Genomic DNA, 12,319 nt, shown 5'->3' with positions numbered 1-12,319 from the left:
GAACGCCTGCGAAACCATGAAAAACGGCGCCTACCCGGACATGCGGGTAGGCGCCGTCGTTCAAGCTACTTGGCGTCTTCGGCCTTCTTGCGCTTGCCGTAGCGAGCCTCGAAGCGCGCGACGCGGCCGCCGGTGTCCATGAGCTTCTGCTTGCCGGTGTAGAACGGGTGGCAGTTCGAGCAGATCTCGACGTGGAGCTTGCCGGAGGTCTTGGTGCTGCGCGTGGTGAAGGTGTTACCGCAGTCGCAGTCCACGTTCGTGACCACGTACTCGGGGTGAATACCGCTCTTCATGGTGTCCTCTCTCGTTGGCCCCGGGTCCCCAGTGCGGGGTGAACCGGTGCCGGACTTCAGCGGATGATTTTGCCAGACGCGCTGGCAGTGAGGTTAACGCACCCCTCCCCCGGCATATTCCAACACGTTGAGTTATCAACTATCGACGGTGAGTTGTACGAAATTTGTACCTACCCACGCGAAGGTCCTCATGTTGGTAATTCCTCAACAGGAGGTACTGAACATGCGCACCATCCTTGCCAAGGTGGCGAAGCTGGCGTCCGTCGCAGCCTTGGCCATCGCGGCCCTCGCCGTGGCACCGGTCGCCGGAGCCGCTCCGGCCGCTCCCGACGCGGGCACCACCATCACCGCGGCCGACATCAACCCGGCGGCAGGCACCTTCACCACGGTGCCCGAGGGCGACCTCTCGATCCAGGGCGCCGGGGACGGCACGCCCGCCGGCGCCGTCCAGTGGTTCAAGAACCACGCCGGCTCCACCGCATACCAGGGCCTCTGCGAGAAGGCCGTCGAGAACGCCTACGGCACCACCGGCGTCTGGGCCTCGGCCAACGCGCACTGGAACGGCGCGAGCCCGAAGCACACGACCGGCACGCCGCCGAAGGGCGCCTTCGTCTACTGGAACATCAGCCAGTGGGGCCACGTCGGCATCGCCGACGGCTCCGGCGGGATCTACGCCTCCAGCATCGGCGGCAAGATCGGCCACGCTTCGAGCGTGAACTACTTCAACAACTACCGCGGCTGGACCCCCGCCGCTGTGCCGCACCGCTGAGCCTTCGGTCTCGTGAGTGGTACGGCTTCGCGGGTCGCGGGCGCCTCGCTTGAGACGGTGATCGTCCCAAGCGAGGCGCTGAGAACATCCGTGCCGCCCCGCAAGGGGCCCTCCCCAGGATGTGATGAAGGGGCCTTTCCTGGCGAAATTCGCCAGGAAAGGCCCCTTCATCGCAAAGCGGTGGTACCGAAGGCGACCGAAGATCAGTCGTCGTCGTTCGAGCCGAGGGCCGTCTTCGAGACCTGCATGAGGAACTCGATGTTGGTCTTCGTCTTGCGCAGTCGCGAGATGAGCAGGTCTATGGCCTGCTGCGAGTCCAGCGCGTGCAGCACCCGGTGCAGCTTGTGGGTGACCGCGAGCTCGTCCGGCGAGAGCAGCAGGTCTTCCTTGCGGGTACCGGACGGGTTGACGTCCACCGCGGGGAACACCCGGCGCTCGGCGATCTTCCGGTCGAGCTTGAGCTCCGCGTTACCGGTGCCCTTGAACTCCTCGAAGATGACCGTGTCACCGGTGGACCCGGTCTCGACCATCGCCGTGGCGAAGATCGTGAGCGAGCCGCCGTTCTCGATGTTGCGCGCCGCGCCGAGGAAACGCTTCGGCGGGAAGAGCGCGGTCGAGTCGACACCACCGGAGAGGATCCGGCCGGAAGCCGGGGCCGCGAGGTTGTACGCACGGCCGAGGCGGGTGATCGAGTCGAGCAGCACGACGACGTCGTGGCCCATCTCGACCAGGCGCTTCGCCCGCTCGATCGACAGCTCCGCGACCGACGTGTGGTCGGACGGCGGACGGTCGAAGGTCGAGGCGATGACCTCTCCCTTCACCGACCGCTGCATGTCGGTGACCTCTTCCGGACGCTCGTCGACGAGGACGACCATCAGGTGGCACTCGGGGTTGTTCGTGGAGATCGCGTTCGCGATGTCCTGCATGATCGTGGTCTTACCGGCCTTCGGCGGCGACACGATCAGCGCACGCTGCCCCTTGCCGACCGGCATCACCAGGTCGATGACGCGGGTGGTGAGCTTGTGCGACTCGGTCTCGAGGCGCAGCCGCTCGTTCGGGTACAGCGGCGTCAGCTTGGTGAAGTCGGGACGGCGCTTGGCCTCGTCCGGCTCCAGGCCGTTGATCGAGTCGACGCGCACCAGCGGGTTGAACTTCTGCCGCTGCTGCTCGCCGTCACGCGGCTGGCGCACGACACCGGTGATGGCGTCACCGCGGCGCAGGCCGTACTTGCGGACCAGCGAAAGCGAGACGTACACGTCGTTCGGCCCGGCGAGGTAACCCGAGGTACGCACGAAGGCGTAGTTGTCGAGCACGTCGAGGATACCCGCGACGGGCAGCAGGACGTCGTCCTCGCGGATCTCGGTGTCGGGCGAGCCGCCCTGTTCGCGGCCACCGCCGGAACCCCGGCGGCGACGGTCGCGGAAGCGACGGCCGCGACGGCCGCCTTCCTCGTCGTCGTCGCTCTGCGGGCCCTGGCCCTGGCGCTGGCTGTTGTCCTGGCCGCTCTGCTGGTTGCGCTGGCCCCGGTTGTCCTGACCCCGGTTCTCCCGGTTGCCGTCACGGCCGCCGTCCCGGTTGCCCTGACGGTTACCGCCCTGCTCACCGCGGTCGCCACGTTCACCACGGTCGCCGCGCTCGTTGCGGTCACCGCGCTCACGCTGCTCGCCACGCTCACGCTGTTCACCGCGTTCACGCGGCTGACCACCCTGGTCGGGCGAACCCGCGGCGCGGTTGGAGCCGCGACGACGGCGGCTACGGCCGCCCTCTTCCTGCTGCGGCTGGCCGTCCTGCTGGCCGGTCTCCTGCTGCGCGGGCCGCTCGGCGGCCGGCGCGGAGCCGTTCTCCGAGACCTTCTCCGCCTTCTCGACGCGCGGGGCTTCGGCCGGGGCGGCTTCCGCCTTCGGCGCTTCGGCCTTGGGGGCCTCCTGCTTCGGGGCCGCCTTGGGCGCTTCGGCCTTCGGAGCCTTTCGTGGTGCATCGATCCCCTCGAGCGGAAGCGTTTCGCTCGCCGCGGCGGGGGACTTGCGCTTGGTCTTGCCCTGGCGCTCGCGGATGGCCGCGATCAGGTCGCCCTTACGCATACCCGTGGTCTCGCCGATGCCAAGGTCCCCAGCGATCGAGCGCAGTTCGGCGACGGTCTTGCCGGTCAATCCGCCGACCGTGCGCTTGGGAGCGACGACGCCGTTCGACTCGGCGGCGCCACCTTCGACGTCGCTCAAAAGATCGGTGTTGCTCACAAATGTCCTTCCTGACCGATCCACGCCTCCAGGTGGATCAGCGGACCGCCGTTCGCGTCCGATTGCGAAACGGCGTATCTGGCCCCCAATACGGGCGATCAGCTCCTCGGCCGTGTTGAACACAGCTAGAAGGCCTCCAGCACAGGGGTTTGCGTCCTCCAAACGGAGGAAGCGGAATTCGGCACCGCCGGAACCGGGAACCCGCCTGCGTCCATCCGCCACTCCCGCTTGCCAGACGGAGTACGGAACTGGCGGATCAACGAAGGATGCGGGCCAGGGATGTCACTGGTCACCTGGACCGGCACCGGGTGCGGAAACGCACGGTGATCGAACGCCCCCGAGGGTAGACCGCGCCACCGCCGGGTGCAACAACCACCCCCCGCGTGGCGGGATGGCGCTCCTGCACGTGACCGAGGCTTTACTGAGCCGCAACCTGAACGCCGCCCGGATCGATCGGCAGCTCGGTGACGTCGAAAGATGTAACGTCGACACCGGCGGGGAGTATTCCGTCGGTGGTCAGCGCGAGCACGGTCGGACCAGCACCGGAAATGGCCGCGGCCACCCCTTCGGCCCGCAGCGCGCGCACCAGCTCACTGCTCGCCGGGTACGCGGACGCGCGGTAATGCTGATGGAGCCGATCTTCGGTCGCGGAGAGCAACAGATCCGGGCGTGCGGTGAGCGCGTGGACCGCGAGTGCCGCGCGGCCCGCGGTGAACGCCGCGTCGGCGTGCGGGACCTGGTCGGGCAGCAGCCCGCGCGTCGCGTCCGTCGAGGAACGCAACGCCGGGATCGCCACCACGGGCCGGACGTCGTGATGCGGCTGGAGCCGTTCGGCGCGGAACCGTCCGCCCTCCTGCCAAGCGACCACGAAACCGCCCAGCAGGCTCGCCGCGGCGTTGTCGGCGTGTCCCTCGAACGCGGCCGCCAGCTGCAGCGCGTCGTCGTCCAAAGCCTTCTCAGCCAGCGCGTACGCGGCCGCGACACCGGTGACGACGGCGGACGCCGACGAACCGAGGCCGCGGGCGTGCGGGATGGCGTTGAAACACCGCAGATGCAGGCCGGGCGGGCGGAGGCCGAGATGTTCGCAGCCTCGCCGGAAAGCCCGTACGACCAGGTGCGTTTCGTCGGTCGGGACATCTTCCACGTCCCCGGCGCCGTCGTCGATCACTTCGATCTTGAGCCCGGCGTCGGTGATCCGGAGTTCGACCCGGTCGTACAACGCCAGCGCCAGGCCCAGCGTGTCGAAGCCCGGACCGAGGTTCGCCGACGACGCCGGGACCTTGACCTTGAGCAGCGTCATCGCAGGTCCAGCGCGGCGGCGACGGCGGTCGGGTCGACGGCGAGCGGCTCGACCTCGACGTTGCCCTCGAGCGCCGTGGCCGGGTCCTTGAGGCCGTGCCCGGTGACGGTGCACACGACGGTGGACCCCTTCGGCAGGCGGCCGTCGGCGGCCGTGGCGAGCAGGCCCGCGACGCTGGTCGCCGAGGCGGGCTCGACGAACACGCCCTCCTTGCGGGCGAGCAGCCGGTACGCCTCGAGGATCTTCTCGTCGGTGATCGCTTCGAACAGACCGGCGGAGGCGTTCTTCGCCTTCATCGCGCCGTCCCAGGAAGCGGGGCTGCCGATGCGGATCGCGGTCGCGATGGTGTCCGGATCGGCCACCGGCTCGCCGTGCACGAGCGGCGCGGCGCCCGCCGCCTGGAAACCGAACATCCGCGGGGTGTTCTTCACCACACCGTCGCCCGCGTACTCGGAATAGCCCGCCCAGTACGCGGTGATGTTGCCCGCGTTGCCGACCGGGAGACAGTGGATGTCGGGTGCCCGGCCGAGTGCGTCACAGATTTCGAACGCGGCCGACTTCTGGCCCGCGATGCGCACCGGGTTGACCGAGTTGACCAAGGTGACCGGATAGTCGATCGCGGTCTTCTGCGCCAGTTCGAGACAGTCGTCGAAGTTGCCGTCCACCTGCAGGATCCGCGCGCCGTGCACGACCGCCTGGGCGAGTTTGCCCATCGCGATCTTGCCCTGCGGGACCAGCACCGCGCAGGTGAGCCCGGCACGCGCCGCGTAGGCCGCGGCCGAGGCCGAGGTGTTGCCGGTGGAGGCGCAGATGACCGCCTGCAGCCCGCTGGCGAGCGCGTGCGTGATGGCGACGGTCATCCCGCGGTCCTTGAACGACCCGGTCGGGTTCACGCCTTCGACCTTGAGGAAGACCTCGCAGCCGGTGAGTTCCGAAAGGTGCGGCGCGGGCAGCAACGGGGTGTTGCCTTCGCCGAGGGTGATCACCTTCGCGCCGGACGGGACCGGGATCCGGTCCGGGTAGGCCTGGATGATTCCTGGCCATGGTTGGGGAATCACTGGTCTTCGCCTTCCACCCGCATCACACTGACGACCTGGTTCACCACATCGAGCTTGGCAATGTCGTCCACAGTGGACCGCAGTGCCGCGTCCGGCGCCAGATGGGTGACCACGACCAGGCTGGCCGTGTCGTTGGCGTCCCGCTGCCGCACCGCGGCGATGCTGACGCCGTGCCCGGCGAACGCCTGGGCCACCTGGGCGAGGACGCCCGCTCGATCGGCCACGTCGAGACTGACGTGGTACCGCGTCGGCGTCTGGCCCATCGGCCTGACCGGGAGCGCGGCGTGCGCGGATTCGCGCGGGCCACGGCCGCCGACGACCCGGTTTCGAGCCACCGCGACGAGGTCGCCGAGCACGGCACTCGCGGTCGGCGCGCCACCGGCGCCCTGACCGTAGAACATCAGCTCACCGGCGGCGTCGGCCTCGACGTAGACGGCGTTGTACGCGCCGCCGACCCCGGCGAGCTGGTGGTTGCGCGGGATCATCACCGGATGCACCCGCGCCGAAACGGATTCGGTGCCGTCGTCGGAGGTGACGCGCTCGCAGATGGCGAGCAGTTTCACCGTGCGGCCCAGTACCTTCGCCGCGGCGAGGTCCGACGCGGTGACGTCGGCGATGCCCTCACGGTGCACGTCGGAGGCGGTGACCCTGGTGTGGAACGCGAGCGAGGCGAGGATCGCGGCCTTGGAGGCGGCGTCGTAGCCGTCGACGTCGGCCGTCGGGTCCGCCTCGGCGTATCCGAGCCTGCTGGCCTCTTCGAGCGTTTCCGCGTAGCCCGCGCCGGTGGAGTCCATCGCGGAGAGGATGAAGTTGGTGGTGCCGTTGACGATGCCCATCACGCGGGTGATGCGGTCACCGGCCAGCGATTCGCGCAGCGGGCGCAGCAACGGGATCGCCCCGGCCACGGCCGCCTCGAAGTACAGGTCCACGCCGGACGCGTCGGCGGCCTCGAACAATTCCGCGGAATGTTCGGCCATCAGCGCTTTGTTCGCCGTGACAACGGATTTCCCGGCCTTGAGCGCGTCGAGCAGCCACTGCCGCACCGGCTCGATCCCGCCGACCAGTTCGACGACCACGTCGACCTCGTCGGAGGTGACGAGCTTCGTCACATCGGAGGTCACCAGTTCCGGCGGCAGCTCGGGGTGCTTGTCGGGGCGCCGGACCGCGATACCCGCCAGCTCCACCCGTGCACCGGCCCTGGCGGCGAGTTCGTCGGCCTGCTCGGTGAGCAGCCGGACGACCTCGCCACCGACCGTCCCGCAACCGAGCAGGGCGACCCTGATCACACGTCCGTCCACAGTAGACACTTGCTAGACCTCCAGGCGCAGCATGTCGTCCGTCGTCTCCCGCCGCAGCAGCACCCGGGCGCTGCCATTGCGCACGGCCACCACCGCGGGCCGCGGCTGCCGGTTGTAGCCGCTGGCCATCGAGTAGCAGTACGCCCCGGTGGCCGCCACGGCGAGCAGGTCGCCGGGAGCAAGAGTGTCGGGGAGCCAGCAGTCCCGGACGACGATGTCGCCGGACTCACAGTGTTTTCCCACGACCCGGGACAGCGCGGCGGCGGCCTGGCCGTCCCCGTCGTCGTCGGCGGAGCGGGAAACGAGACGGCAGTCGTACACCGCGTCGTAGAGCGCGGTGCGGATGTTGTCGCTCATCCCGCCGTCCACGCTGACGTAGCGCCGGGCGGCCTTGTCGCCGAGCGAGACGTCCTTGATGGTGCCGACCTCGTACAGGGTGATCGTGCCGGGACCGGCGATGGCGCGGCCCGGCTCCCCGGCGATCTTCGGCACCGGAAGACCCGCGTACTCGCATTCCTTGCGGACGATCTCGCGGATCTGCGTGATCATCTGCGCGGGCGGCGGCGGGTTGTCCTTGTCGGTGTAGGCGATACCGAAACCACCGCCGAGGTCGACGATCGCCAGCTGGTCGAGCAGGTCGGTGCCGTGTTCCTTGGCGAGTTCGGCCAGCAGACCGACCACGCGGCGGGCCGCGACCTCGAAACCGTCGGCGTCGAAGATCTGCGAACCGATGTGGCTGTGCAGGCCGATCAGTTTGAGCGACGGCGCGTTGAGCACCCGGCGCACCGCCTCGGCCGCGTCACCGGAAGCCAGCGAGAAACCGAACTTCTGGTCCTCGTGCGCGGTCGCGATGAACTCGTGGGTATGCGCCTCGACGCCGACCGTGACCCGGATCAGCACGTTCTGGACGATGTCGTGCCGGGCGGCGACATCGGCGAGCCGCGCAATCTCGTAGTAGGAGTCGACCACGACCGTGCCGACACCGGCCTCGACGGCGGCTTCGAGTTCGGCGACCGATTTGTTGTTGCCGTGGAAGGTGATCCGCTCGGCGGGGAAGTTCGCGCGCTGCGCCACGGCGAGTTCGCCGCCGCTGCAGACGTCCAGGCTCAGTCCCTGCTCGGCCACCCAGCGGGCGATCTCGATGGACAGGAACGCCTTGGACGCGTAGTGCACGAGCGCCGGGTCGTCGAAGGCCTCGGCGTAGTCGGCGCAACGGGACTTGAAGTCCGCCTCGTCGACGACGAACAGCGGCGTGCCGTACTTCTCGGCGAGTTCGCGGACGTCGACGCCGGCGATGCGCACGACACCGTCTCCGCCGCGAAAAGTGTTGCGAGGCCAGACCTTCGGGTACAGCCTGTCGAGTTCCTCCGGAGTCGACGGCGGGAAACCGGAGGCGTCGGCGTGTGGGTAGACGTCGGCGTGGCGGGGGCCCGCGGGGTGAGCCATTCGTTTTACATCCGTTCCGGAGCAGAGACACCGAGCACGGTGAGGCCGTTCGCCAGCACCTGGCGGGTCGCTTCACAGAGCGCGAGCCGGGAGAACGTGAGGGGGGTGGTCTCCTCATCGCCCTTCGGAAGAACCCGGCCGACGGCGTTCCACTTGTGATAGGCGCCGGCGAGTTCTTCGAGGTACCGGGCGACGCGGTGCGGTTCGCGCAGCTGCGCCGCTCGGCGGAGGACGGTCGGGAATTCGCCGATCGTGCGGATCAGATCGCCCTCGGCAGGCAGCGTAAGCAGACCGAAGTCGACGTCGCCATCGAACTGTGTTGATGAGCCCTCAGCGGGAAAACGTACTTCGGGCAGGAGACCGAGATCGGAAGCGTTGCGCTGCAAGGAGGCCAGCCGCGCGTGGGCGTACTGGACGTAGTAGACCGGGTTGTCGTTCGAATGCTTGCGCAGCAGATCGAGGTCGATGTCCAAAGTGGAGTCGACCGAATAGCGGATCAGCTCGTAGCGGGCCGCGTCGACCCCGACCGTGCCGACCAGGTCCTCCATGGTGATCACGGTGCCCGCGCGTTTGCTCATCCGGACCGGCTTGCCCTCGGAGACCAGGTTGACCATCTGGCCGATCAGCACCTCGACCACGGCCGGGTCGTCACCGAAGGCGGCCGCGGCGGCCTTGAGGCGGGCGATGTAGCCGTGGTGGTCCGCGCCGAGCATGTAGATGCAGAGGTCGAACCCGCGCTTGCGCTTGTCCTGGAAGTAGGCGAGGTCACCGGCGATGTAGGCCGGGTTGCCGTCCTTCTTGATGACGACACGGTCCTTGTCGTCGCCGTGCTCCTTGGACTTGAGCCACCAGGCACCGTCCTCGAAATAGAGGTTCCCGGAGTCCTTCAACTGCTGGACCGACGACTCGACCGCACCGGACTCGTGCAGCGAGTTCTCGTGGAAATAGACGTCGAAGTCGGTGCCGAAATCGTGGAGGCTCTGCTTGATCTCGGTGAACATCAGCTCGATGCCGACCCGGCGGAACGTCTCGGCGCGTTCGTCGTCCGGCAGCGACAGCGCGCTCGGCTCCTGACGGATGACCTCGGCGGCGATGTCGTTGATGTAGCCGCCCGCGTAGCCGTCCTCCGGGGCGGGCTCGCCCTTGGCGGCCGCGATCAGGGAGCGGACGAAGCGGTCGATCTGCGCGCCGTGGTCGTTGAAGTAGTACTCGCGGGTGACCAGCGCGCCCTGCGCGGCCAGCACGCGGCCCAGCGCGTCGCCGACCGCGGCCCAGCGGGTGCCGCCGAGGTGGATCGGGCCGGTCGGGTTCGCCGAGACGAACTCGAGGTTGATCTTGACCCCGGCCATCGCGTCACCGAGGCCGTACTTCTCGCCGGCGTCGAGTACCTGCTGGACGATCTGGCCCTGCGCGTCGGCGGCGAGCCGCAGATTGAGGAAACCGGGTCCGGCGACCTCGGCCGAGTCGATCCCGTCGGCCGCGGCGAGGACCTCGGCCAGCGCGTCCGCGAAGTCGCGGGGCTTCATGCCCGCCTTCTTCGCCACCTGCAGCGCCAGGTTGGTCGCGTAATCGCCGTGCTCGGGGTTGCGGGGACGCTCGATCGTCACCTTCTCCGGCAGCACGGAATCGTCGAGGCCGCGCGCGGCGAGAACCTGCACGGCGGAGTTACGGACCAGGTCGGCGAGAGCTGCGGGAGTCACTCGCGGAATTCTAGGTGTCAGCAGGTCCCGGACTCGCAGCGACCGCCGGAAGGTGTGAGCCAAGCCGGTGATCTTGCGGTTGTTCACTGTGATCAGACGCGTGGTCTCTACACTGGCCCGCGCAGGGACCACCCCCTTTGGAGAACGCAGGAGCCATGGCTAACGGGACAACCAGAAAAAAGGGCGCGTCGTCGAAGAACGCCATGAAGGCCGCCCGTAGTTCCGTCGTGTCCAAGAAGGGCACGCCCTGGGGCACGATCATCGCGGTCGTCGCGGTCGTCGCCCTGGCGGCCTCGGTGGTCACCTACTACATGATCGCCTCGGCGCCGAAGCGCGAGCAGAAGACCCGTGAAGAAGCCGCGGCCGCCTTCGCGCCTTCGCAGCAGGACCCGGATCCCTCCAAACGCATCCCCGGGGTCGTCACCGCGAACTACTCCGCCGGCGCGCACGTCAGGGCCACCGAGCGGGTGGCTTACGACAAGACCCCGCCCTTCGGCGGCCCGCACGACGACAGCTGGGCCTCGTGCAGTGGCGTCGTCTATCCGAACGCGATCCGCACCGAGAAGCTCGTCCACGGTCTCGAGCACGGCGCCGTCTGGATCGCCTACAACCCGCAGCAGGTCTCCGGGGGCGCACTGGACCTGCTCAAGGTCCGTGTCGAAGGCAAGCCGTACACGATGATGTCGCCGTACCCCGGGCTGGACAAGCCGATCTCGCTCCAGTCGTGGGGCCACCAGCTGAAGCTGGACAACGCCGACGACGAGCGGATCGACCAGTTCATCGCGGCGCTGCGCAGCAACCCGAACGGCGTGTACCCGGAACTGGGCGCCTCCTGCGACTCCTCGATCGCCCCGGAGGACGAGCCGCCGTTCGACCCGGCTCCGCCCGGGCCCGACGCCAAGCCCATGGACTACAAGGGCACCGCGGGCACCGCTCCGGACGCACCTCAGCAGTCGCAGGTCCCGCCGTCCGCGCCCGCCTCGAAATGAGTCAAGCGGACTCCGCTCCCGACCACGTCGACGAGGCAGGGGATGACGCACCGTCCTCCCCTGCCCGCCGATGGCTGGTGGTGGGGGCCTCGCTCGTCGTCGTCCTCATCCTCGGCCTCGGCATCGGCGCGTTCCTCGTCCGGTTGATCGACGACGAACCGGCGGCCGTCACCCCCGCCGCCGGTTCGGTCGAGGTCGGGTTCGCCCAGGACATGTCGGTGCACCACCTCCAAGCGGTCACCATGGCGAACTGGGCACGCGACCATTCGACCGACCGCGAGGTGGTACAGCTCGCGTTCGACATCCAGAGCACGCAGACCGAGCAGATCGGCCGGATGAAGGGCTGGCTCATGCTCTGGGACCAGCCGGAGCAGGCGACCGGCGCCACCATGGCCTGGATGACCGAGCCGATGCCCGGTCATTCCGGGCACGGGCAGCCGGGGACGGCACCGTCCGGCGGATCCCTCATGCCCGGTATGGCCACCACCGCCGAACTGACCAAGATGCGCTCGCTGCAGGGCAAGGAACTGGACGTCTTCTTCCTGCAGCTGATGCTCCGCCACCACCAGGGCGGGACGGCGATGGCGGAGTACGCGCAGCAGCATTCCGGCCTGCCCGCGCTGAAGGCCTTGGTCAGGAGCATCCTGATCTCGCAGGGCGCGGAAGCGGACCTGATCACGCGCATGCTCGCGGCTCGCGGCGCCCAGCCTCTCCCGGCGCCCTGATCTTCGGCCCCGGCGGTCACCGGACAGCTCTTGACTGTCCACAAGGGACACATTTCGAGACCAGCGTGCCCGGTTTGGGGAAGTTGCACCTGAGGCCAGTGTGACTAAGGGGACTTTTGTGGTGGCGTCTTTGCGCGTGAAGGCCCCCTTCCCTCTGCTGAGCCGAGGGAAGGGGGCCTTCACGCGCATCAGAACCGGGCGTCAGGGATTCACCTCCACCCGCGAGCGGGCGCGCCAGCGGCCATCCCCCAGCGCTATTGAGGGGTAAGGCAAAAATGGCGCGGCCGGGGCCCGCTGCCCAGCGTCGAAGCGTGATGTCCTGAAGGACCCCTTTGAGACCTTCAACGTCCCAACGGGGTCCTTCAGGACACGCCACATTTGAGTTACCTCTCAACAGGTACCTACGGTGGGTGGGTCCGTAGCGGCTGGGCCGTGAAGGACTCCTTGAGGGGCTTGCATTTGCTTACCTACTGGTGTGGAGCGTGTGCGGGTTGCCGGGGTGGT

10 protein-coding genes are annotated in these 12,319 nt (G+C 68.5%); 3 read left to right on the top strand and 7 right to left on the bottom strand.

Annotation, left to right across the window (positions count from 1 at the left end; translation table 11 throughout):
* Window positions 1-65 precede the first annotated feature (65 nt).
* Window positions 66-293: a 50S ribosomal protein L31 gene (gene rpmE / locus ACZ5ZX_RS07270; RefSeq protein WP_044852438.1), complete on the bottom strand. Its 228-nt coding sequence runs from the start codon at window positions 291-293 to the stop codon at window positions 66-68.
* Window positions 294-516: 223 nt separating this feature from the next.
* On the opposite strand from rpmE, the gene ACZ5ZX_RS07265 reads away from it, so the two are divergent.
* Window positions 517-1,062 (top strand): CHAP domain-containing protein, encoded by a 546-nt coding sequence (locus ACZ5ZX_RS07265; protein ID WP_465501148.1) that lies wholly within the window; start codon window positions 517-519, stop codon window positions 1,060-1,062.
* A 203-nt stretch (window positions 1,063-1,265) separates the two neighbouring features.
* Here ACZ5ZX_RS07265 and rho read toward each other — a convergent pair whose 3' ends face one another.
* The 6 genes from rho to argS form a co-directional block, all read right to left on the bottom strand.
* On the bottom strand, window positions 1,266-3,299 hold the full coding sequence (rho, locus tag ACZ5ZX_RS07260; protein ID WP_465501147.1) for a transcription termination factor Rho: 2,034 nt from the start codon (window positions 3,297-3,299) through the stop codon (window positions 1,266-1,268).
* Window positions 3,300-3,717: 418 nt separating this feature from the next.
* Complete coding sequence (gene thrB / locus ACZ5ZX_RS07255; protein WP_465501146.1) at window positions 3,718-4,599, bottom strand: homoserine kinase; 882 nt, start codon at window positions 4,597-4,599, stop codon at window positions 3,718-3,720.
* The gene (gene thrC, locus ACZ5ZX_RS07250; RefSeq protein WP_465501145.1) at window positions 4,596-5,657 is read right to left on the bottom strand and encodes a threonine synthase; all 1,062 of its coding nucleotides are present in this window, start codon (window positions 5,655-5,657) and stop codon (window positions 4,596-4,598) included. Before thrC ends, thrB begins: the two co-directional genes overlap by 4 nt.
* A complete protein-coding gene (locus tag ACZ5ZX_RS07245; protein WP_465501144.1) occupies window positions 5,654-6,964 on the bottom strand; it encodes a homoserine dehydrogenase in 1,311 nt (436 codons plus the stop codon). The genes thrC and ACZ5ZX_RS07245 overlap by 4 nt, the downstream gene beginning before the upstream one ends.
* 3 nt (window positions 6,965-6,967) lie before the next feature.
* Entirely contained in the window at window positions 6,968-8,401 is a 1,434-nt protein-coding gene (gene lysA, locus ACZ5ZX_RS07240) for a diaminopimelate decarboxylase (RefSeq protein ID WP_465501143.1), read from the bottom strand.
* A 5-nt stretch (window positions 8,402-8,406) separates the two neighbouring features.
* Window positions 8,407-10,101: an arginine--tRNA ligase gene (gene argS, locus ACZ5ZX_RS07235; RefSeq protein ID WP_465501142.1), complete on the bottom strand. Its 1,695-nt coding sequence runs from the start codon at window positions 10,099-10,101 to the stop codon at window positions 8,407-8,409.
* Between the two features lie 203 nt (window positions 10,102-10,304).
* Here argS and ACZ5ZX_RS07230 point away from each other — a divergent pair, with 203 nt between their 5' ends.
* Both ACZ5ZX_RS07230 and ACZ5ZX_RS07225 read left to right on the top strand, forming a co-directional pair.
* On the top strand, window positions 10,305-11,090 hold the full coding sequence (locus ACZ5ZX_RS07230) for a DUF3105 domain-containing protein (protein ID WP_465501622.1): 786 nt from the start codon (window positions 10,305-10,307) through the stop codon (window positions 11,088-11,090).
* Entirely contained in the window at window positions 11,087-11,815 is a 729-nt protein-coding gene (locus tag ACZ5ZX_RS07225) for a DUF305 domain-containing protein (protein ID WP_465501141.1), read from the top strand. The genes ACZ5ZX_RS07230 and ACZ5ZX_RS07225 overlap by 4 nt, the downstream gene beginning before the upstream one ends.
* Window positions 11,816-12,319: the final 504 nt, after the last annotated feature.

The organism is Amycolatopsis sp. NPDC033938 (genome assembly GCF_055575975.1).
The sequence above is the reverse complement of the archived record's forward strand: the minus strand, read 5'-3'. Positions and strand labels throughout refer to the sequence as shown.

Bases quoted from the DNA above. Each gene is read 5' to 3' on its own strand.
- rpmE (WP_044852438.1), bottom strand. From the start codon at position 293: ATGAAGAGCGGTATTCACCCCGAGTACGTGGTCACGAACGTGGACTGC.
- ACZ5ZX_RS07265 (WP_465501148.1), top strand. From the start codon at position 517: ATGCGCACCATCCTTGCCAAGGTGGCGAAGCTGGCGTCCGTCGCAGCC.
- thrB (WP_465501146.1), bottom strand. From the start codon at position 4,599: ATGACGCTGCTCAAGGTCAAGGTCCCGGCGTCGTCGGCGAACCTCGGT.
- lysA (WP_465501143.1), bottom strand. From the start codon at position 8,401: ATGGCTCACCCCGCGGGCCCCCGCCACGCCGACGTCTACCCACACGCC.
- ACZ5ZX_RS07230 (WP_465501622.1), top strand. From the start codon at position 10,305: ATGAAGGCCGCCCGTAGTTCCGTCGTGTCCAAGAAGGGCACGCCCTGG.
- ACZ5ZX_RS07225 (WP_465501141.1), top strand. From the start codon at position 11,087: ATGAGTCAAGCGGACTCCGCTCCCGACCACGTCGACGAGGCAGGGGAT.